A 21299-nucleotide genomic window follows, 5' to 3' on the forward strand; every position below is an offset into this window, starting at 1 on the left:
TGTTATCTCCATTAGAGTGTGGCAGGTGCACAGACATCTGCCGTTTTCTGGCGTGGGGTCGAAGTCAGCAGGAAAGCGGACAACAGAGTGAACGCGGCAGTGATACTGCCAAGGATCAGATAGGTGCTATGGAAGCCGATGGTGTCGTACAGATGGCCTGCGACGGTAGATAAAACAATGGCGGCGGATTGCTTGATAAACATCACGCCCACCAGATAGATAGTCCCTGACAGGCGAGTATCAAAAACGTCAGCAATATATTTGAAAATACCAATCAGCAGGAAAGGGACTTCAAAATTATGCAGCATCCGTAAAAAGAGCACTTCGATCGGTCCGGTGGCAAAGGATGAACCAACGATCCGAATCGTCATAATAGTACCGGTAATTAATAATGCATTCTTGCTACCAATATATTTATTAATCAGCAGGGGAATAAAAAACATTACGGCGGCATCGCCGAGATTCCCAGCTGTAGTGATATATCCGAACGCTCTCGCCGCCTGTTCCTGATGGTCAAAGAAACGAGTGAAGAAATTAATAAACTGCTGGTCGAAGACATCATAAATACAGGCCACGCCTAATACATATAATGTGAAATACCAGAACTGGCGGAGTTTAAACAACTCCCACACGCTGACCTTCTGCTGGCGGACTTGTTCCGCTTCAATGCCCGGCAATGGCTCAGAACGTGCAACCAGCAGGATCACCACCAGCAGCAAAGCCAGCGCCGAACCAATCCAGTAAATCCATGTCGGATCGAAACCATACAGAATGCCAGAAATAGTTGCGCAGGCTGCCGATCCAAAACAGCCAAACAGCCGTGGACGTCCGTACTCAAAGCCCCGGTTACGGCTGACTTTCTCGACAAACGCCTCCACCGCGCCATAGCCCGCGTGGAAGATAAATCCCAGATACAGCCCACCCACCACCAGCCCAATCGCAAAATGGCTTTGCAGCAGCGGGGTATACACGTAGATAAAGAACGGCGCGAAGAGCACCATCAGGATAACGATCAGCCACAGCAGGTGTTTTCTCGGCCCCAGCTTATCCGTTACCCAACCCAGCAGCGGTTGCAGGCAGATAGCCGCCACGGCAAAGGAGGAGAACACCATACCAATATGTGTTTTATCCAGCCCCACCATCCGGGTCAGCCACATGGGTAAAAACAAAAAACAGGAAGACCAGTTGTAGTAATAGAACAGGAAAAAGAATCCCCAGAGGATCACATTCCATTTTGTATCGCGTTGAATAGCCATAATGCCCTCAGAGTCGGAATTTCATCAGATTCAGAATAAAGAGCACCTAAAAACCTGCTTATAACCGTTGTCATAACGCCACAGGAAATTAGCGTGAACGGATACACAGTTTATGGCTGATTTATTTATTCGCAGCGGCAAACTCTTTTTCCGCATGGAACAAATGAAGTGAAGCGGATCATAAATAATGGGCGGTCACTTATGATGATGGTCATAAACTACCCATTGGCTTCCTGTCATCGTTTTTTTAATTTCAACAAACAGGATGGCAAGTATGAAAAAAACAACCGGATGGCTCTCTTTACTGGCGCTGTCAATTTCTCTGGTCTGCCACCAGGCGGCAGCAAGCAGCCGCTTATCTGCGTCGGCAATTCGCGTGATGGATGCACAAGGCAACAACGTCAGTCAGCCTCTGCTGGACAATAATCCGGCAACCCAATGGCAGTCGAAGCTGGATTACAACCGCTGGCTGGAGATGGACTTAAAAGGCACGTACCAGCTTAGCGAGCTACAGCTCACTACCCCACTCAACACGCTAACGCGCTTCGACGTCTACAGTAGCGAGGATGGCGTGACTTACCGCAAAGTCGCCTCCGCAAAGACCAGTAAATCGAACGAGCGACTGCCGCTTAACGTTCGCACCAGCCGTCTGCGCATCAATATTACCGACTATTCGGCGGGTACAAAGGGCGTGGTTAACGATGTCTCCCTGACGGGGGATAAAATCAGTGATACCGCGCCGACGCCGCCCATGATTCAGGTCGCCGATTACGCAACCACCGAGTGGGCAAAACGCCATGAGCGCCGCCAGAACTCAGCGTATCGCCAGCAGGAAGTCATCAGCGAAGCACAGGCACTGGTTGAGCGGGTGCTCGGCGCACAGCACCAGAATCGCTTTATCTTCGCAGTTGCGCCCTCCACCACTGGCAAAGACAGCTTCACCGTGAAGGAAGCCGACGGCAAAATCAGCATCAGCGGACCAAACGGTATTTCACTGGCCTCCGGGCTGAACTGGTATCTGAAAAATTATCTGCACGTCAATTATGATCCGCTGAATGTGTCCAATCTGACCCTACCGACAAACTGGCCGATGCCGAAAGAAGTAACAGAAAAAACGACGCCATATCAGTACAAATACGCCCTGAACTTCTGCACGCCGTCCTACACCATGGCGTTCTGGCGCTGGCACGATTACGAGAAATTCCTCGACTGGGCAGCAATGAACGGCGTCAACCTGATGCTGGATGTTGTCGGTCAGGAAGAGGTTCAGCGGCGGATACTGCACCAGTTCGGCTACAGCGATAATGATGTGCGCCAGTATCTGCCCGGCCCAGCTTACTTCGGCTGGTTCTACATGGCGAATATGCAGAGCTTCGGCGGCCCGCTGCCGCAGAGCTGGTTTGCTCAGCGTACCGAGCTGGCGCGTAAAATACACGACAGAATGGAAGTGTACGGCATCACGCCGGTCTTCCCCGGCTTTGCCGGGCAGGTGCCGGACACTTTCACCGCCAAAAACCCGCAGGCGCAGGTTATCGATCAGGGCGACTGGGTTGGCTTTGTTCGTCCGCCGATGCTGCGCACCTACGTTAAGCAGGGCGAGGACTATTTCAGCAAAGTCGCCGACGTTTATTACCAGACGCTGAAAACCACCTTCGGCGATATCAGCCACTATTACGCCGTCGATCCGTTCCATGAAGGCGGCAACCGCGCCGATCTGGATATGGTGAAAGTGGCGAAAACTGTGCAAAACAAGATGCTGGAGCACGATAAAGACGCGGTATGGATTATCCAGAACTGGCAGGAGAACCCCACCGACGCCTTCCTTAACGGCCTGAAAAAGGATCACGCGCTGATCCTCGATCTCTACGCCGATAACAAGCCCAACCATGCTATTCGCCACGAGTTCAGCAACACGCCGTGGATCTGGAACATGCTTCACGCCTTCGGTGGCCGCATGGGCTTCTCCGGGATGCCGGAAGTGCTGGCACAAGAGATCCCGCAATTGCTGGCGGAATCGAAGTACATGAAAGGCGTGGGCGTCACCGCTGAATCGCTCGGCACCAACCCGATGCTATACGAAATGCTCTACGACATGGCGTGGGAAAAATCGCCGATCTCTTCGACGGCGTATATCCACAGCTGGCTAACCAGCCGCTACGGTGCGCAGTCGCCGGAGATTGAGCAGGCGTGGGATATTATGGTGAAAACCGCGTATCACCGCCGCAAAGACCGCCAGCGGGCGGAAGACTCTATCATCGACGCCAAGCCCGGCTTTGGCGTCACTCGCGCCTGCACCTACTACACCGCGCTTATCGACTACGACAAGGCCGAGTTTGAAAAAATCCTGCCGCTCTACCTGAGCGTTTACGACCGCTTCAGGGATAACCCGGCGTATCAGCACGATCTGGTGGATATCACCCGTCAGGTGTTGGCTAACGCTTCCTATGAATATTACCGCGCCTTTGAAGATGCGTGGATGTCGAAGGATTACAACGCCTTCAATCAGCTTTCCGGCAAGTTCCTGCGTCTTATCAAACTTCAGGACAAAGTACTGAGTACCCGCCCGGAATTTATGCTCGGCACCTGGCTCAACAGCGCCCGCACGATGCTGGATGGTATGGACGACTGGACTCGCGACCAGTTCGAGTTTAACGCCCGGGCGATGGTCACCACCTGGGGAACCGAACAGGCCGCTGATGCCGGGCTGCGCGATTACTCCAACCGCCAGTGGCAGGGCCTCACCGGTGATTTTTACTACCAGCGCTGGGCAACCTGGATTCAGGCGCTGAAAAGCGCAGCGGCGAGCGGACAAAAGCAGGATGCCATCAAGGTTAACTGGTTCCCGCAGGAATACCGCTGGGTTAATCAGACCGGTAACGGCTATCCAACTCAGCCTTCCGGGCGGGATATCCGCCAACTGGCGCAGCAGGCGCTGGCGGAGTTCTCCGTTACCAGCGAAGACTTACGCCCGTACCGGGAAAGTAAGGATAAGCGCAATCTGGCGCTGAACAAGCCGGTCTTTACCCACGGCGATATTATCAACGCCGAATTCTCGATCGAGCGTGTGGTGGACGGACAGCCCTCAACGCTTTGGGGCAATAAAACCTGGCCTGCGGATCTGATTATCGACCTTCAGGGCGTGCAGAAGGTAGACGGTATCGAGCTGGAGTTTGAGCAGACAGCGGAGGATATGCGTAACCCGGTGGTCTCCGGCTGGACGGTAGAAATTCAGGACGCACAGGGTAACTGGCGCACCATTCAGGATAAATCAAAAGACTTCTCGCAAAAGCAGGTCGTCAATGCAGTGCCGTACAAGGGCGAAGCGCAGAAAGTCAGGGTCACGCTGACCGGTGCCGATTTCAAACTGCGCCCAGATCTGAAGCCACAACTGGCGGAAGTCCGCGTGCTGGCGGCAGCGCAATAACCCCATCCTGAACCCTAAGAGAATGCCTGTTCTGCGGCATTCTCCCTTTCTGCGAGAAAGCTTATGAACAGAAATACCCTGCTCTGCGCCCTGCCGCTACTGGCTTCCGGCATCGGCCTGCCCGTGATGGCGGCGGATATTGATACCGATGATATTCAGCAAAAAGTAGATACCGGCCTCGACCAGACTCCGGCATCAAAGCCCTGGAAAGTTCGCGCGGGCCTGCTGATTGAGACCGAAAACAAAGAAGGTCAGTCGTTCGATAAAGACGGCTTTTTCGAACCCACATTGTGGATGGATTTCTCCCGCGATCGCTGGACGTTTTACGGTTCCTATTATCAGGAAACGCACGGCACCAATTACAGCGATGGATTCAGCCGCGACAACTGGTTTAACCAATACGAATTTGACGCCCGCTATCTGATGGTAGACCAAAAAGATCTGGCGCTGGGCATGACCTTCCACTTCCGAAATTACACCTTCATCTATCAGGATAACCCGGAAAAAACGCAGTCCGGCGGCTATAACTCCCAGCGCTGGTCGTTCCAGCCCGACTGGCGAATTAATTTCACCGATAAATTCAAATCCACCGGCTGGGTGACGGTCTACAACTGGTACAACAATCTGCATGAAAACGGTCTGGCGAACCGGGAATTAAAAGGTGAAGGCGGCTTCGAATATCGCTTCAACCCGACCATTGCGGTGCGACTGAATTACTTTATCGACCGGGGCTGGAATACCAACAGCGACGACCAGACCGGTGAGTTCTGTCGCTCGCAGTTGCGCCCGTATATCCCAATCACCTTCTCACTGTTTGACGCAGGTCCCACCACTATCACGCCTTACGGGCGCTGGACGCTGGATGTCTGGTCGCAAAATAAGTCGCGTAACCAACGGATGCACACCACGGAAACCCGTACCGGCATCTTTATCGAGCAAAAGCTGTCGCCGCATCTCTCCATGACGCTGGATTACGCCTATGAAGTGCAGGCCCGGCACGATTTATCTCCCGGCGATAAGCCTGTTGTGAAGTTCCACAAAACCGGCCTCGGTTTTATCTATAGCTTCTGAAGAGGATTACCATCATGAGTACACCAAAATTACCGTTCCTGCCCGATAACGCAGATTGGATCTATCAACCCGATCTCAGCGACGAATTTAACGGTCCGGACCTTGACCCGCGCTGGTGCCCGTATTATCAGGCAAGCTGGGGCGATCTGGATGCTTCCCGCGCCCGCTACCGCTTTATTACCGAATCCAATGGCACCGTCAGCCTGGAACTGTATGTCGATAATGCCGGGCAGGGATACTGGCAGCCGTGGCGGGCCAGCAACAACACCTACAAGGTCGCGGGCATCACCGGCGGCACGCGGGACTATATGAATCAGTGGCCGAGCGGCGGTTTTCCTATCACCAACCATATGCCATATTACGATGCCTTTGCCACCCGCTACGGCTATTTTGAAATCCGCACCCGCTTTCTGAGCGGCAGCGGGCTGGCCCCGGCCTTCTGGTTCCTGGGAATGCAGGATGCGGCGTACACCGAAAATATGGAGGTCGATTCACCGGAAGTCTTCACTCTCGAAAACGTCGTAAAATTTAATCTGCTGCCGCGACAGGGAATGCAACAAGTCTCCATTCCGACGCCTTATGGCGAGGGTACTGAACTCCCGGATCTGGAAGACGGCTATCATATTTACGGCATGGAATGGGATCCGGAATATCTGAAGCTCTATATCGACGGGCAACTGGTTTCAACCATTGATGCGGCGATTGATTACCGCATGTTCCCGCTGATCTCCCTTAATCACCATGAAACTAATAACGCCGAAGTGGGCAATATCTACGATAACGATCCACCGCTGCCGAACGATGAGACATTTACCATCGACTATTACCGGGTATTTAAAAAAGCGGATACGCCCGCCGACCCGTGGCCGAATTATCAAAACCCGCTGTTGCCCGGCTATAACATCGCCGAGCGCGCCTTTATTAATATCTATGGCTATGACGGCGATAACTCCACCTCGCGGGAAGGCAAGCTGAACGACGGCGATCACTTCAGCGTGGCAGATACCTATCCTAAAGGCAGCGGCACCGAGGAGGAAAATGAGCGCTGGTACAACGACCAGTTCCGCTATATCTACATAGAGTGGCAACAGCCAGTGGATTTCGACACACTGGTCCTTTATGCCACACAGGCGCAGTCAACCGCCCCGCAGAATATCCGTATTGAGGTTTCCGCCGACGGCTACGGCGACTGGACGGTTGTGAAGCCTGATTTCGATCTTGATTGGCAGACAGATGATCCGGGCATTGCCGAAGGGCTGAAAATCACGCTGGATACACCATTGCAGCAGAATCAACACGCCCGCATCGTCATCAATACCGCGCCGGAAAGTTACGCGTTGAGCGAAATTGAAATCGGCACACAGATTAACGCCACCACCCGCTTTAAATAATTCTCCACGGCGGCACCCCCTGCCGCCGTTAATCTTCATATCCTGATATTCAGTTTCTTCGGGAAAATCTTCAGAGAGTGCGATAAACCCACGGCATCCGTCTCACCCGGAGAGCCATATGCCTGTTCGTCACGTTGTCCTGTCTTCATTAATCTCACTAGCTGTGCCTGCCGCACAGGCTATCACCACGCCGGAAATCGCCGCCTCCGCATTGTCGCCGGAATGTGTGCAATACCAGATCGTGGGCGTCTGCTACTGGCTGTTCTGTTCGCCGTTTGGCTGCTCAGTGCGTACCTCGGTAAAAGTACTCCATTTCCGCCCGGATCTGGTGGTATCAGCCTACAGCGTGACCGAGCAAAACCCGTGGGCTGAGATGTCGCCGTTAAGCTCTCCGTTGCCCGGTATCGCCGAAGCCGGTGGCGATACCAATCCCCGCGCTGTCGGGCAGCACAGCAAAATCCGGTTTAAAAACGCTGATGCGATTGGCTTCCCTGCCGGTGATGCGCTGGCGAACTTCTTCGCCCAGTTTGGCTACGTCTGCGCTCCATCGTCACAGCCTCTTCTCCCCTACTTTCTCAGCACCCTGGATGCGCTCGCCTGGCGCAGCGGCGTACCGGAAATGTTTTACCCGGAGGCATTAACGCCAGGACTGCGTGAGGTGAGTAAAGACGGCGATACGTGGGGCAATGTCTACCCACGAGCCGGGGCACTCAGCCAGACGCATGACTATAAGGCCGGGGCGGTCATCGCCCAACGCGCTGCCGATCTGGTAACGCGCAATGGTCAGCCGCATGTTTATATTCCGCTGGCTGCCAGTTCACATGACGGCTACTGGCCTCCAGACCCTGTTACGGAAGGCGACAGCAATAACCACCGGTGGCAAATGCTAGTTCCGAAAAAATCCGCCTCCTGCGCCATCTTCCCGGATGGCTCCTCCACCGATTCTTACGCCGATAAACTGGCGGAGGATGGCGCATATGTCTGGACGCTGTGGCGGCCCTATAAATGCTGCCCGCGTCGTGGGCAGACCTTTCTTGGCAGCAGCGGAGGTTAACTATGCGCTCAGCCTGGTGTTTTCTGTTCGTCGCCTTTCTCACCCCGGCTGCCGACAAATATCAATACAAGCAACAAGGGGCGATCAGCGACTGGATGTATTATCGCATCGGGGGCGGCGCGGCCATCTCTCCACCGCCAACCCGGCGTAACACCTTCCCGCTGACGGCAGGTGTAAGCTGGAACAGCGACATGATGTGCGGCAATTTCGATATTGATACCACGGTGCGCAACCAGCTCAACGGTGTGACGGACGGCTTCCAGCAACTGATGGGAGAGGTTATCGAAAGCGCGACCAGCGCGGTCGCCAGCCTGCCCGCAATGGTGATCCAACGTGCCAATCCCCAGCTCTACGATCTGCTGACCAACGGCGTGCTTCAGGGACGGCTCGACTTCGATAAGTCATTGTTAAGCTGCCAGAAGATGGCAGGCAAGATGACCGATTATGCGCTCGGTCCGGCATGGACGCAGAGCGCCCAGGCCGAGAACTATCAGGGCATTGCGGCCAGCGAAAAAGACGCCGTTCGCGCTGACCAGAGAGCTGCCGAAGAAGCGGCGGAGAAAGGCAAGCGCTGGGTGGGCGGCGAGCATCGCGGCGGCAAAGGTCAACCGCCCATCAAACTGGTTCGCGATACGACGGTTGCAGGCTACAACATCCTCAATAATCGCAGCGCGGCCAGCACCAGTTCGGTATCCAGCAACGACTGTCAGGGTGAACTTTGCCAGGTATGGAGCAAACCCGATGACGCCGCACAATGGCTGACGCGTGTAGTTGGCGAACAGACCATTAACGTCGCCCCGGATAACGATCAATCCAGCGAAACGAGCCAGCAAAGCGGCGCACAGTCCGGCGTCGGGCTGACGCCGCTGATTCAGGAAGAGCAGGATAAGATCCAGCCGCTGATTATCGATATGGTGAACCACAGCCAGCCCGTTAACGATAACACACTGGCGCAGGCCAGCGGTGGCGAGCTGCATCTGACGCGCGGCGTTATCGAGGCGCTACGCGACGATCCTGATGCAGCGGTACTTATCCAGCGGCTCTCCGGCGAGCTGGCGCTCTCCCGCGTGATGGAACAGGCGCTGATGGCCCGGCGCACGCTGCTGGCGGGAATGCGCGAACCCAATATCTCCGGTGAGAAAGAGGCGCAAACCGCGCTGACTCAGACCACCGCCCAGCTCGACCAGGAATTGTCGCAGCTCAAGCTGGAACTGGATATGCGCCAGGCGCTGGCAGATAACGCCGCACTCACCATTCTTGAGCGCCAGACAATGCGGGCGAAGACCAAAGGCCAGGCTGTCGGCGTAGAAGACGACACTGACAAACGGGTGGACGATCTCAGCAAACCTACAGGTGGAGAGACGCAATGAAGCGGCTGATGCTCTCCGGCACCCTGCTGCTAATCTGCATAGCAGTGATGTTTTATCTATCATCAGGTAACGCACCGCAGATTAACCGCAGCGATCTGCTGCTCTGGCGCATAACGCTGTACGCTGCAATGTCCGGTGTGGGCTGGCGTCTGTACGATCGCTTCCCACCGTATCGCCCGACCATCCGCCGCATCGCGCTGTGGTTTATCGTACTGATGGTGCTCAACGAAATCATGCCGGAGATGTTCCGGTGACAACCAACAGCTATCTGGAATACTTTCTGACGCTGCTCGGCTGGGTGATCAATAACGGGTTGTGGAATGCGATCAGCGCCACCGGGTTATTCGCCCTGCCGCTGCTGATTAAGCTGCTGGCGCTGTGGCTACAGGCCAGAAGTCAGGGGGCCGATGAAGGCAACAAAGCCGCGCTGTCTCTGGTATGGGTCGAGCACCTGATGTACACCTCGTTGCTGGTCATTATGTTCACCTGTGTGCCAATGTTGAACATCGATCTCGATACCATCAAATATGACACCACACGTTCAAAGCAATGTGGGATGTCGGTACCACAACCCGCCGATACCGGCTATCAGCCAATTATTAACTCGCTGGGCGGCAAAACCGCCGCCGTCCCGGTCTGGTGGTACTTTGTTCACGTGATCAGCAAAGGTATCACCAGCGCAACGGTTGCTACCCTCCCCTGCCAGCCGGATCTGCGTCAGATCCGCTTTGAGGTGCAGCACACCCGCATTAAGGATCCAGCACTGGTTCAGGAACTGCGGGATTTTGTCGAGGAGTGTTATGCCCCTTCTCGCGCCCGTCTGAAATTCCGCGCCGGAGAACTGGACGATGACACCAGTGACGATACGGCCTGGGTGGGATCATCGTATTTTCTCAACACGGCTGGTTACTACGATACCGACCACGCGCTTTCACCACACAGCGCCTGGCCGTACAGCGCACCACGCGATGCCGGGCTGGCCGATACCGGCGCGGGCGGCTATCCCACCTGTAAACAGTGGTGGGCCGACGATACTGTTGGTCTGAAGGCCCGGCTACTGCAACTCCCGGCCCCGGATATCTGGACAGCATTTCAGAAAATCGGCCAGTCGCAGGCGGTATATGAAGAGGCCGTGCTGCGCTCGCTGGTGAGTGAACGCAATATGCAGGTATCGCAGAACGGGCGCGTTTATCCAGGCTATGGCGGTAATGTCGATGGCACCATAGCCAATGCCGCCACCCGGCTGGCATCCAGTACCGGAAATATTCTCGGCAGCATAGCGGCGTTCCCGGCATTCGACAGCCTTCGTCAGGCGCTACCAATGGTGCAGGCGTTGCTGCAAATGGCACTGGTGATCTGTATTCCGCTGATAACAATTTGCTCGGCATGGGATGTGAAGGTGGTGATGACGCTGACTTTTGTGCAGTTTGCGCTGTTCTTCCTTACCTTCTGGTGGGAACTGGCGCGGTGGCTAGATAGCTGGCTGCTGGATGTGCTCTACAACAGCGATACCCACAGTAGCTGGAATCTGGCCGGGATCCAGAATACGCAGGATGACGTGATTATTAATCTGGTGATGGGGTCGATGTTTCTGGTACTGCCGACTTTCTGGCTGGGAGCGATGACGTGGGCTGGAGTGAGGGTTGGCGTGGCGGTGAATGGCGCGCTGGTAGGAGGGGTTAAGGTGGCGCAGGATAGTGGGGGGAAGGCTGGGAGGATGATTGGAAGCTAATTTACAAAATGGTTATCTTTCATAAATAAGGATGTATAGTCCTGTTGGAGAAAACCAGAAAATATCTTATTCCTTAGATAAAAGGTCCAACATGCAGGGAAGACCATACACCGTTTAAACGTCATTTGTTGAAACATATACATTACAATCTTAGCCTTTCTTGCTTTACATCATCCGGCTCAGCTGTCATCTGAAGGATATCCAATGCGAAGCGTATCTCGGATACCGGAATAGGCCAATTGGTCAGGTGCTGATACGGTAAATGCCATATTGCATTCTACAACATAAATTTTGTAAAATGTTTATTTTTCAAATAATTAAATAAATTTTGCTACCGAGTTATCATTACGTAAAATAATTCATGGAGACTGTTTGACTCTAGTGTTCATATACTAAAACTTGAATCTGAAACTTGAGGGAGAGAGCATTGAAATGACGCCCGCAGACATTGATGCGTTACGGCAGGATATCACTCAAAAATTTAGTCATATGTTAGCTACTGGAACTGCCGATTGTGAAGGGAAACTCAATCGTCCTGATGGTTCATCGGTGACATATCAAACATACATCGGCTGGAACATTGCCAGAGCTAATGAGTGTGACATCCAATGGGGGAAGTTTAATATAGATCTCATTGATAAAATTTCTAAGCGGAATTATTCAAAAGATGAGCTAATCGCCATAAATGAAATGGTTCAGCTTGATGATGACCATTGGAACTGGCTTTTTAAAAGCGCCAAATACAATACTGATGAATATAAATGGTTCTTTTTATATGCAGATAAAAAGCCTCAAGCTGCGTGCTTAATTTATTTCCCAAAAGAAAGCTTATTATCTGGTGATGATATTTTCTACATTGAATATTTAGCTGTTGCCCCTTGGAACAGAATGAACCCTATAGCTGACAGAATATTCCTCGGAGTTGGGACTCAGATGATTTCAGATGTTATGTGCTACAGTCATAATATTTTGAAACTTAAACCAGGATGTTCATTGCACTCTCTAAATAAAGCACAAAAATTTTATAAGAAGATAGGAATGCTACCTATTCCTGCTTACGACAAACCAAACTTGGCTTTTTTTGAAATGCCAGAAAGTGTTGCAATTGATTTCTTGGGGGCATGATGAAATATAATAAATATGAACAGGACGAATTTCATGTCGTGCATAATGAAGGTAACTCTTTAAATTGCTATTTGGCGCACTTTGATGAATACAAACTTGCTTTAGATAAAGTTAGAAAAAAAATTCATCATGTTAATGAAGTTGAGTTTTTCCGTGAGTATTTTAGGCAAAAAAATAATACTATGCTGTATCGGAAAACCGGTGATAATGAGAACCCATTAATAACTCATTGGCTTTCAGAGGTAAGAGCAATGAGTTACACGTATTGTAGTCTAGCAAAAGTACCAGAATTCGAAATGATATCGACTGAGTTTATATCGGATATAATTTCATCAAGCATTGATACTGCAAATCTCAGAGAATTGGATTATAAATTAAGGAACAAAGGAATTATATTTATAATTCGGCCATCAATTCCAGGCCTTAAATTAGATGGAGCCGTATTTAAACTTCAAAATGGAGTAGCTGTACTTGCTATGAGTCTGCGACATAATCGGCTAGATAACTTTTGGTTTACGCTTATCCATGAGCTAGCACACTTACATCTGCATAGCCATTTATTGTCAACGCCTATAATTGATGACCTTGAAGAGGATACTGATCATGAGATTGAAATAGAAGCAGACTCACTCGCCAGCAATTTAATGATTCCAAAACACAAATGGAGAACATCTCCATTGAAATATAACAGAGATGACAATACAGTCATAAAGTATGCAAAGGATTTAGGGATTCATCCGTCAATTGTAGCTGGAAGATACAGGAAAGAAAGCAGCAATTATCATTTATTCAATGAATTAATTTATAAGTTTAATGTTAGGGAGTACTTTGGCGTATGAAATACGTACCTTTTTTGAAGTTCAAAACCAATGAAGTGTCTGCTATTAAAACGCTAGATGATGCTATTAAGTCATCGCTCACACCTTTTTTTGACATCCCTAGACAAGAAGACCTTACCGAACAAAAATTAAAAAAAAGGATAGATGCTGCATATAGAAAATATGAGCTGCACCTTACATCACTTAAACATTTTTATTTAGATAATTTTGATATTGATGATTGTATAAAAATAGACGGAAGCGATAATTATAAATATATAATAAAAAAATTCACCAACTCAAAATTCATTCCTGTTGTCGGGATAGACCGTAGCCCTGAGCGTATTCAAACAGTCATAGACTCTCATAATAATGGAATTTTAAAATCTGATACTGTTGCCATCAGGCTTTCCGAGGGAGATCTTCTATCGTGGGCACTTATTAAAAATGATTTCAATGACCTAATGTTTGAATGCTCAAAATGCTTTCACAAATTCCACCTTATTCTAGACAATAGAGTATGTAATGATATTGATCCTAATGAAAGATGCTCGAAAATAGAGACTTTGCTTAATAATATCCATAAATATTTTAGTTTCGATTTTATTATTCACACTGGTTCTACTATCCCATCATCAATTCGTGATCTTGTTGAACCAGGAAAATCAGGAATTTTCATCAGAAATGAAAAGGCTATTTATGATCTAATCAAGGAGCACTTCGATAATATTATTTACGGAGATTATACCATAGTAAGTCCTCTTTATTCAGATGTAGACCTACCAAAAGAGATACTTCGAAGTATCATGGCTCCCAAAATTGTATATACATTATCCGACCAAATTTATGTTGCAAGGGGAAGTGCAATAGACCGACATCCTCGAGGTAGCAAGCAATATAATGACATATGCAAGGTTCTTATATCAAAAAGATTTTATCGTGGAGCACCATACTCATGGGGAGATCAATATATTGATGATAAAGCTAATAATCTAGGAAAAGATGCTTCCCCGAGCACGATATTGAAACCACTTATAAATGCCCACATTACTTATATTATTAACAACCTATAGGAGATGTTCGAAGTGTCAGTAATTTGGCTACATCTTTACTAATGACAGGTATCGATAATGAAGATGCAATAGATGTAGCCAAATCTCTTTTATTCAGCTTTGTCGAGACAGGTAGATCATATTTACTAATAAGCTCAAGCATTTCATTACGCCAAAGTGTTTGCACGGCTTTTTCTTTATCAAAACAAGGACTTGATGAAGCCCCTCTAAGAGATTTTATTTTAGGTTTATCGTTACTAAACTCTATGATCAATATTCCCCAATGAGCAGGAGCAGTACGTAATGCATTCGCTCGATGCTTTGTAGTAGTAACGAGCGTAGTCTTCCTGAAGACCTTATCATAGAATTTTCCCTGCACTTTCAACCTGCTTATATTATCGTTATCACCTTTAATTTCATAACAGTGAGCTTCATTATAAATAGCAACGACATCCGCTATAGCCTGTCCATGATGTACATGTAACTCTTCAACTATCTTTTGCGGTGGCGTAGCTAACCGAGCAAGGTATTGACGTAACGCCATTCTTAATTCTTCATCGTTCAGAACTATATTCATATAAACGCACCAAAAACAAGACCTAACTTCGTAGTCTAACCTATCAGTACAAATATTTCAATAAGATATCATCACTCCCATGCAAAGAAAATCATATCGTAAATATTACCGATAGTTAATTTTATAACAGTGCAATACATATTAAATATAAAAACTGCTTTTAATTTATTCATGAATTATTATATCCATCATTTAAATTCAGCCATCGTTATATCCTCCCCTGCTACTTGGATGTTTTATAATTCTATTCCTCTTTCTTAAATCCAATTACTTGACTCAGTTTTTAGACTCTCCCCTTTCCGAGCAACTTTCTACCACTCCCAATGTACATTCTGATGTTACAACCTCCATCTCCATGGTGCGCTGGTTGGTCTGGTTGGTATTGAAGCACTGGAAAACCTGTGACCCACTGAACAATACGTCGGCTGGCATCGTAAGCAGATCTTCAAAGCCTGAGACCGTGAGCCTCGCAGGTATCATCCATTGCCCAATCTGTTTTATCCCCTTTAGAGGATAAATTTCTTTTAACCCCTATAGCAGATAAATCCTGCGCAATAGACTGGCTTCCAGGATAACGAGTCCAAACTCTCGCCCTGAGAAACCAAGCTCTTGATTATTATTTATACCGTATTAATCTGTACGAAGTTCAACCCGCAACCAGAGCCTTAAGGTTGCCACCCTACCCGGTGAGGCTCGCCTTTTCGTCCGCTCCGTATCATCCTCGCGGACAGCGCTTAGCGCCTGATACATCCTCTACCCCAACATGCAGGGAATCCCTCCCTGCCGGGCGGTGTTTCTCTGCTTTCATCACAGGAGAAACACTATGCCAACTTCATCTTGCCCTGAAGCAAAATCCTTATCGCTGTCTGTCTCATCTGAGGCCTGGGAAAAGGTAGTCCGTTTTCCACCCAACCCCTCTCAGGAAGACGACCGTCTCGAAAACCTGATTGTCGCCACCGTGCTGACATTCAAAAGCGCTGGCCCGGACCGTAAGAGTATTAATTTCGGTCTGTACTGTTTGCCTTCTGACGGCAGCAGCAATGTGCCGCTGATGACGCCGCTGCGCTTAACGCTTGAAGATAACCACCTGTTGGTTACTGCCCTTCACACCTGCTGATTGCCTCAGCATCCTTCACTCCCCGTGCCGGGCGACTCCCGACCGGGAGCGCTGTACCCGGCTTCTTTATCATGAGGTTACGCTTATGAACAGAAGCAACGATCTTTACCAGAAAGTCACCGATGAAATTATCGCCGCGCTGGAGAAAGGCGTGATCCCCTGGGTCCGCCCGTGGCGGGAAGGGGAACCGGTGGTGCCGATGAATGCCTTATCCGGGCGGTTTTATCATGGCATCAACATTCCTCTGCTCTGGAACAGCGCAGAGCGACAGGGATATGAAAGCGATCGCTGGCTGACCTTCACGCAAATTCGCAATGCGGGCGGTAATATCCGCAAAGGCGAAAAATCTACACTGGCCGTGTTTTATCTGCCCCAGCAGCGCGAGGTAGTGGACAGCAACGGGAACACGGTTCTTGATGCTGACGGCAACCCTAAATTGACGTCCTACGCCGTAGTACGTGAGTTCCGGCTGTTCAACATTCAGCAATGCGAAGATCTGCCGGAGGCGTTTTCACAACCTGTCGTGATGGTCGATGACCCTATCGCCGCTGCCGAGCAGGTTGCCCGGCAAAGCTCGGTAGTGATCACTCACCGACGCCAGAATCGGGCGTATTACTCGCCGGGGCGCGACTGCATCATCATGCCGCATCCTGAGCAGTTCACTTCGCGTGAGGACTATTACGGCACGCTATTGCATGAACTGACGCACGCTACCGGACACGCTTCACGGCTGAACCGGGACGGCATCACCGCAGGAAACCACACCTTCGGCGATCCGACGTACAGTTTTGAGGAACTCATCGCCGAAATGGGAGCCGCCTTCCTGTGCGCTCATGTCGGCATCCAGTCGAAGCTACAGCATGACAGTTACATCGCATCGTGGCTGAAGGTGTTACAGCAAGACAAAAAAGCGATTTTCCGCGCCAGTGGATTAGCGCGTAATGCCTGTGAATATCTGCTTGAACGGGCGCAGCAGCCGTTAGCGCTGAGCGCATAACCTTCATATCAACGGCGGAACATCCTGCTCTGCCGTTTTTCTCCACTCCAATAAATTTGCGCAACCCAATAAACAATTTAGCCCCAAATCTGACGGCACCAAAAGGCAAAATCCAAAGGGTGAAGGGGAAGAGAGTGAAGGGGTAACGGGCTTACCCGAAAAAGGGGAAAGGGCCATTATGCGGATATGGCTGACGCGCAAAAAACCAGAAATCACACCATCCGACGGCAAGCCGAGCGCCACGGAGGGATGGCTGCATCCTGAATCCGCGCAAACGCTACTGGCTGAAACGACCCGCCAACAGCTTATCCAGTTTATTCGCCAGAGCACCGCACTCCCTGCCTCACTGTTTGAACGCTTCTGGCTGATACCAATCCACCGCTTCGCAGAACTGGCGCAGTTGTTCCCAGCCTCGGAAAACCACCACCATTCCCACGCAGGTGGCCTGCTCGATCATAGTCTCGAAGCCGCCTGCTATGCCGCACGACTGCGGCAGAGTTATCTTTTTCCGCCTGATGCAGCGCCGGAAGATCAGGCTGCTCAGTCCGAACGCTGGACCACCGTTATCATCTACGCCGCGCTGCTGCACGATCTAGGCAAACTCATCACCGATATTGAGGTGGAAGATGCCAGCGGGCAACGCTGGTTTCCATGGCATGGCCCGCTAACCCAGCCTTATCGGTTTCGCTATCTGCCGCAACGTGATTATCTGCGCCATCCGGCTGCGGCAGCCCTTCTGCTTACCCAACTTCTCCCACCGGAAAGCCTAGACTGGCTCGCTGCTGATTCAGTTGCCTTATCCACCCTGCTTCACTGCCTGAACGGGCAATATCAGTATGCCGGGCTGGCGGGTGAACTGGTGCAGAAAGCCGACCGGGCGTCGGTGGCGTTTAATCTCGGCGGCGATCCGGTCAAGGCTATCCACCGCCCACAATCCTCGCTACCGCAGCAAATCATCGCCGCCCTGCGCGACCTGCTGGCACATGAGTTCCGACTCAACAACCCGAACGGTGGTTCTGACGGCTGGTTAACGGAAGAAGCACTTTGGTTAGTCAGTAAGAACGCTGCTGATGCAGTGCGTGGCTGGCTGCTGCGCCAGGGAATTGACGCCGTGCCGCAACATAACGTGCGGCTGTTCGACGAGATGCAAGCACACCAGTTACTCATCCCCTGTGAGGACAAAGCCATCTGGCATTGCCGGATTGAAGCCAGCGGCGGCTGGAGCAGTGAACTTACGTTACTGCGCTTTTCTCCTTCGCTGATTTGGGAAGATCCACAACAGCGGCCCACAACCTTTAGTGGAACCGTCACGCCGATTGCGGGTGTCCTGAATAAGACAGAAGCAGTGATTGCAACGGACGCGGTAGTAGAACAACTATCCCCTCAACCCGAACAAAACGATGCCCTACTTTCAGGCGAAGCATTCTGGCAGTGGCTGGTTCGTAATGTTCAGGCTCAACATCTGGAAGTCAATGAACCTAACGCCCGGATCCATACCGTCGCCGGGTCGGTGTTTCTGGTAACGCCCGGTATTTTCAAACTCTGGCTTAGCGCCTGCGGTCAGAATGTCCCAGAAGAATACTGGCGGGAGGTACAGAAGAAGTTCCAGAACCTGAATCTTCACCGAAAACAAAAAAACGGCCTCAACATCTGGCACTGCGCCGTTGTCGGCCCACGCCGTTGTTCACGTCTGAAGGGATATCTGCTTGACGATCCCACGCCGCTTTTTGGAGATGACGTTCCCTTTAATAACCCTCATCTCTTGCTCAGTGAAGGAGAAGACACCCATGAATTTTGAACAGCTCCTGGAAGAGTATTTTTTTGCCCGTCTGCTGCGCCCTGATACTCAGAGCTGCTATTGCACGGCGGTAAATCAGTTTACCCACTGGCGCAACGTACTACCCGCCGAAGTCACACCGCATATGGTGCTGGAGTGGCGTCATTACCTGTTAAATGTGCGGTGTATCAAACCAGTAAGCTGGAACCACTATATGCGCCATATGCGGGCTTTGTATAATTTCGCGATTGAACAGGGATTACTGGAGCAGTTCATCAATCCATTCCAGAAAACATCGCTGCGGGAATCTCGTAAGAAAAAGAAAACCCTGACCCGCGAGCAGATCCTCGCGTCACGCAAAGTGCTGGGCCATTTTATTGAACTGGAAAGTACTCAACAAAACTATCGTTCGCCGCTGTATCCGGCCTGGTTCTGGCTGACCGTGGTTGAAACCTTCAACTACACCGCAATTCGCCTGAATCAGCTTATTCACCTACGGGTCAGGGATATCGATCTGGTCCATGACACGCTGTTTATTCAGAGCGAAGGCAACAAAAGTCATGATGAACATATCGTTCCCATCGCCTCCCGGCTGCGGCCCTATCTGGTGCATTTGCTTGAAGAAGCTAAAACAAAGGGAGTACGGGCTGACGATCAGTTGTTCAACATCAATCGTTTCAGTCGGCGGACGCTGCACCAGGGTAAACCGATGACAGAAAATCAGGTGAGTTATTTCTTTGCCAAACTCAGCGATGCCTGCCACAGCCGCTTTTCATCACATCGCTACCGTCATACCGTTGCCACAGAATTAATGCAGAAACCGGAGCAAAATTTGTATGTCACGCAGAAACTACTCGGCCACCGCGATATTAAGGTGACGCTCAGCTATATTGAACACAATGTCGAGATGCTCAGAAGTTGCGTGGAGAGAGATTGACAAAACAGGGAGTGAGTGAAAAGATCCGGCCCGAGGCTTTATAAACAAAAAAAGCCGGAGATGCGGCCATTTTGTAGTTGCCGTCAACGTCCAGCTTCATTGTACAACGTACTGATTGTTGTAGATTTTCCGATTATCACAATCGTTTTTGGTGCCGAAGGCCGGACTCGAACCGGCACGTATTTCTACGGTTGATTTTGAATCAACTGCGTCTACCGATTTCGCCACTCCGGCACGGAAGGGATGCGGAAAACGTTGTGGATTATACCTGTCATGCGCCACCATGCAAGCGCCAGCGTGTGTCTGGCTCGCTAAGTGTTGAAAATTTCAGCATTACCTTTCTTAGCTGTAACCCTCATCACAGTTTGCCCCCTCCTTAATCCCCCCTTCTGCGAAGCGTCCCGTTTCCCCATGCTCTACACTTCCAGTTCAACACCATACTGAGGGAAATACGATGTCGATGATAAAAAGCTACGCTGCAAAAGCGGCGGGCAGCGAACTCGAACTCTATGAATATGATGCGGGCGAGCTTAAGCCGGAAGATGTCGAAGTCCAGGTCGATTACTGCGGTATCTGCCATTCTGATTTGTCGATGATAGACAACGAATGGGGATTCTCTCAGTATCCGCTGGTTGCCGGGCATGAGGTGATTGGTCGCGTGGCGGCGCTCGGCAGCGCGGCGCAGGATAAAGGTCTGAAGGTTGGTCAGCGTGTCGGCGTTGGCTGGACGGCGCGCAGTTGCGGGCACTGCGATGCCTGTATCAGCGGTAATCAGATCAACTGCCTTGAAGGGTCTGTTCCCACAATTCTTAATCGCGGTGGTTTTGCTGAGAAGCTGCGGGCCGACTGGCAGTGGGTGATCCCGCTTCCGGAGAGTATCGATCTGGCGGCCGCTGGCCCATTACTGTGCGGCGGCATCACGGTGTTCAAACCGCTGCTGATGCACCATATCACCGCCACCAGCCGCGTCGGGGTGATCGGCATCGGCGGCCTGGGGCATATCGCCATTAAGCTGTTACACGCGATGGGTTGCGAAGTGACCGCGTTCAGCTCCAATCCGGCGAAAGAGCAGGAAGTGCTGGCAATGGGGGCGGATAAAGTCGTCAACAGCCGCGATCCGGATGCGCTAAAAGCGCTGGCGGGCCAGTTCGATCTCATTATTAATACGGTTAACGTCGATCTCGACTGGCAGCCCTATTTTGAAGCGCTGGCCTACGGCGGTAACTTCCATACCGTCGGCGCGGTGCTGAAGCCGCTGCCGGTTCCGGCGTTCACCTTAATAGCCGGCGATCGCAGCATCTCCGGTTCGGCAACAGGTACGCCGTTCGAGCTGCGCAAGCTGATGAAATTTGCCGGGCGCAGCAAGGTGTCGCCCACCACCGAACTGTACCCGATGTCGCAAATTAATGAAGCAATCCAGCACGTGCGTGACGGTAAGGCCCGCTACCGCGTAGTACTTAAAGCCGACTTCTGATCGTCTTTGCCGGGTGGCGTAAGCTTCCCGGCTATTCTCCCCGCTATTCCAGACAGGTTAAATTCTCCTCACAATCTCCGCAATTTAGCGGTGAAGAGTGCGTCACGGTTGCCTATACTCCAGGCAG

The 21299-nt window shown here is 50.9% G+C and carries 17 protein-coding genes and 1 tRNA gene; 15 read left to right on the forward strand and 3 right to left on the reverse strand.

The features are described 5' to 3' along the window. Positions 1-11: 11 nt before the first annotated feature. Positions 12-1256 (reverse strand): oligosaccharide MFS transporter, encoded by a 1245-nt coding sequence (locus tag GHC22_RS20535; protein WP_153753829.1) that lies wholly within the window; start codon positions 1254-1256, stop codon positions 12-14. A 274-nt stretch (positions 1257-1530) separates the two neighbouring features. On the opposite strand from GHC22_RS20535, the gene GHC22_RS20540 reads away from it, so the two are divergent. The 10 genes from GHC22_RS20540 to GHC22_RS20585 all read left to right on the forward strand — a co-directional run bounded on the left by GHC22_RS20540 (position 1531) and on the right by GHC22_RS20585 (position 14314). Further along, positions 1531-4680, forward strand: coding sequence for an alpha-N-acetylglucosaminidase TIM-barrel domain-containing protein (locus tag GHC22_RS20540; RefSeq protein WP_153753830.1), 3150 nt, complete (start codon positions 1531-1533; stop codon positions 4678-4680). A gap of 63 nt (positions 4681-4743) precedes the next feature. Further along, on the forward strand, positions 4744-5751 hold the full coding sequence (locus tag GHC22_RS20545; protein ID WP_153753831.1) for an OmpG family monomeric porin: 1008 nt from the start codon (positions 4744-4746) through the stop codon (positions 5749-5751). 14 nt (positions 5752-5765) lie between these two features. Beyond that, the gene (locus tag GHC22_RS20550; protein ID WP_153753832.1) at positions 5766-7142 is read left to right on the forward strand and encodes a glycoside hydrolase family 16 protein; all 1377 of its coding nucleotides are present in this window, start codon (positions 5766-5768) and stop codon (positions 7140-7142) included. A gap of 118 nt (positions 7143-7260) precedes the next feature. Continuing rightward, on the forward strand, positions 7261-8196 hold the full coding sequence (locus GHC22_RS20555; protein WP_153753833.1) for a TIGR03756 family integrating conjugative element protein: 936 nt from the start codon (positions 7261-7263) through the stop codon (positions 8194-8196). Positions 8197-8198: 2 nt separating this feature from the next. After that, positions 8199-9566, forward strand: a complete 1368-nt coding sequence (locus tag GHC22_RS20560; protein WP_153753834.1) for an integrating conjugative element protein — start codon at positions 8199-8201, stop codon at positions 9564-9566. Then, positions 9563-9820 (forward strand): hypothetical protein, encoded by a 258-nt coding sequence (locus tag GHC22_RS20565; RefSeq protein ID WP_153753835.1) that lies wholly within the window; start codon positions 9563-9565, stop codon positions 9818-9820. The genes GHC22_RS20560 and GHC22_RS20565 overlap by 4 nt, the downstream gene beginning before the upstream one ends. Then, entirely contained in the window at positions 9817-11298 is a 1482-nt protein-coding gene (locus tag GHC22_RS20570) for a conjugal transfer protein TraG N-terminal domain-containing protein (protein ID WP_153753836.1), read from the forward strand. Before GHC22_RS20565 ends, GHC22_RS20570 begins: the two co-directional genes overlap by 4 nt. A gap of 432 nt (positions 11299-11730) precedes the next feature. After that, positions 11731-12423 carry an N-acetyltransferase gene (locus GHC22_RS20575; protein ID WP_153753837.1) on the forward strand — a complete coding sequence of 231 codons (693 nt, stop codon included), beginning with the start codon at positions 11731-11733 and terminating at the stop codon, positions 12421-12423. Beyond that, positions 12420-13262, forward strand: a complete 843-nt coding sequence (locus tag GHC22_RS20580) for an ImmA/IrrE family metallo-endopeptidase (RefSeq protein ID WP_153753838.1) — start codon at positions 12420-12422, stop codon at positions 13260-13262. Before GHC22_RS20575 ends, GHC22_RS20580 begins: the two co-directional genes overlap by 4 nt. Then, a complete protein-coding gene (locus tag GHC22_RS20585) occupies positions 13259-14314 on the forward strand; it encodes a beta family protein (RefSeq protein ID WP_153753839.1) in 1056 nt (351 codons plus the stop codon). Before GHC22_RS20580 ends, GHC22_RS20585 begins: the two co-directional genes overlap by 4 nt. Here the strand turns inward: GHC22_RS20585 and GHC22_RS20590 are convergent. Then, positions 14301-14870: a sce7726 family protein gene (locus GHC22_RS20590; protein ID WP_153753840.1), complete on the reverse strand. Its 570-nt coding sequence runs from the start codon at positions 14868-14870 to the stop codon at positions 14301-14303. The genes GHC22_RS20585 and GHC22_RS20590 overlap by 14 nt on opposite strands. 823 nt (positions 14871-15693) lie before the next feature. On the opposite strand from GHC22_RS20590, the gene GHC22_RS20595 reads away from it, so the two are divergent. The 4 genes from GHC22_RS20595 (at position 15694) to GHC22_RS20610 (ending at position 19698) form a co-directional block, all read left to right on the forward strand. Further along, positions 15694-15987 carry a hypothetical protein gene (locus GHC22_RS20595; protein WP_153753841.1) on the forward strand — a complete coding sequence of 98 codons (294 nt, stop codon included), beginning with the start codon at positions 15694-15696 and terminating at the stop codon, positions 15985-15987. Positions 15988-16072: 85 nt separating this feature from the next. Next, a complete protein-coding gene (locus tag GHC22_RS20600; protein WP_153753842.1) occupies positions 16073-16984 on the forward strand; it encodes an ArdC family protein in 912 nt (303 codons plus the stop codon). Between the two features lie 178 nt (positions 16985-17162). Next, complete coding sequence (gene mobH, locus GHC22_RS20605; protein WP_153753843.1) at positions 17163-18782, forward strand: MobH family relaxase; 1620 nt, start codon at positions 17163-17165, stop codon at positions 18780-18782. Then, positions 18772-19698, forward strand: a complete 927-nt coding sequence (locus tag GHC22_RS20610) for a site-specific integrase (RefSeq protein WP_153753844.1) — start codon at positions 18772-18774, stop codon at positions 19696-19698. The genes mobH and GHC22_RS20610 overlap by 11 nt, the downstream gene beginning before the upstream one ends. Positions 19699-19847: 149 nt before the next feature. On the opposite strand, the gene GHC22_RS20615 is transcribed toward GHC22_RS20610, so the two are convergent. After that, positions 19848-19932 (reverse strand) — tRNA-Leu (locus GHC22_RS20615). Between the two features lie 220 nt (positions 19933-20152). On the opposite strand from GHC22_RS20615, the gene GHC22_RS20620 reads away from it, so the two are divergent. Further along, positions 20153-21172 (forward strand): NAD(P)-dependent alcohol dehydrogenase, encoded by a 1020-nt coding sequence (locus tag GHC22_RS20620; protein ID WP_048236253.1) that lies wholly within the window; start codon positions 20153-20155, stop codon positions 21170-21172. The last annotated feature ends 127 nt before the right edge of the window (positions 21173-21299 follow it).

Source organism: Citrobacter sp. H12-3-2 (assembly GCF_009649895.1).
Classification (GTDB): Bacteria; Pseudomonadota; Gammaproteobacteria; order Enterobacterales; family Enterobacteriaceae; genus Citrobacter; species Citrobacter portucalensis.

Bases quoted from the DNA above. Each gene is read 5' to 3' on its own strand.
- GHC22_RS20535 (WP_153753829.1), bottom strand. From the start codon at position 1,256: ATGGCTATTCAACGCGATACAAAATGGAATGTGATCCTCTGGGGATTC.
- GHC22_RS20540 (WP_153753830.1), top strand. From the start codon at position 1,531: ATGAAAAAAACAACCGGATGGCTCTCTTTACTGGCGCTGTCAATTTCT.
- GHC22_RS20545 (WP_153753831.1), top strand. From the start codon at position 4,744: ATGAACAGAAATACCCTGCTCTGCGCCCTGCCGCTACTGGCTTCCGGC.
- GHC22_RS20550 (WP_153753832.1), top strand. From the start codon at position 5,766: ATGAGTACACCAAAATTACCGTTCCTGCCCGATAACGCAGATTGGATC.
- GHC22_RS20555 (WP_153753833.1), top strand. From the start codon at position 7,261: ATGCCTGTTCGTCACGTTGTCCTGTCTTCATTAATCTCACTAGCTGTG.
- GHC22_RS20560 (WP_153753834.1), top strand. From the start codon at position 8,199: ATGCGCTCAGCCTGGTGTTTTCTGTTCGTCGCCTTTCTCACCCCGGCT.
- GHC22_RS20565 (WP_153753835.1), top strand. From the start codon at position 9,563: ATGAAGCGGCTGATGCTCTCCGGCACCCTGCTGCTAATCTGCATAGCA.
- GHC22_RS20575 (WP_153753837.1), top strand. From the start codon at position 11,731: ATGACGCCCGCAGACATTGATGCGTTACGGCAGGATATCACTCAAAAA.
- GHC22_RS20580 (WP_153753838.1), top strand. From the start codon at position 12,420: ATGATGAAATATAATAAATATGAACAGGACGAATTTCATGTCGTGCAT.
- GHC22_RS20585 (WP_153753839.1), top strand. From the start codon at position 13,259: ATGAAATACGTACCTTTTTTGAAGTTCAAAACCAATGAAGTGTCTGCT.
- GHC22_RS20590 (WP_153753840.1), bottom strand. From the start codon at position 14,870: ATGAATATAGTTCTGAACGATGAAGAATTAAGAATGGCGTTACGTCAA.
- GHC22_RS20595 (WP_153753841.1), top strand. From the start codon at position 15,694: ATGCCAACTTCATCTTGCCCTGAAGCAAAATCCTTATCGCTGTCTGTC.
- GHC22_RS20600 (WP_153753842.1), top strand. From the start codon at position 16,073: ATGAACAGAAGCAACGATCTTTACCAGAAAGTCACCGATGAAATTATC.
- mobH (WP_153753843.1), top strand. From the start codon at position 17,163: ATGCGGATATGGCTGACGCGCAAAAAACCAGAAATCACACCATCCGAC.
- GHC22_RS20610 (WP_153753844.1), top strand. From the start codon at position 18,772: ATGAATTTTGAACAGCTCCTGGAAGAGTATTTTTTTGCCCGTCTGCTG.
- GHC22_RS20620 (WP_048236253.1), top strand. From the start codon at position 20,153: ATGTCGATGATAAAAAGCTACGCTGCAAAAGCGGCGGGCAGCGAACTC.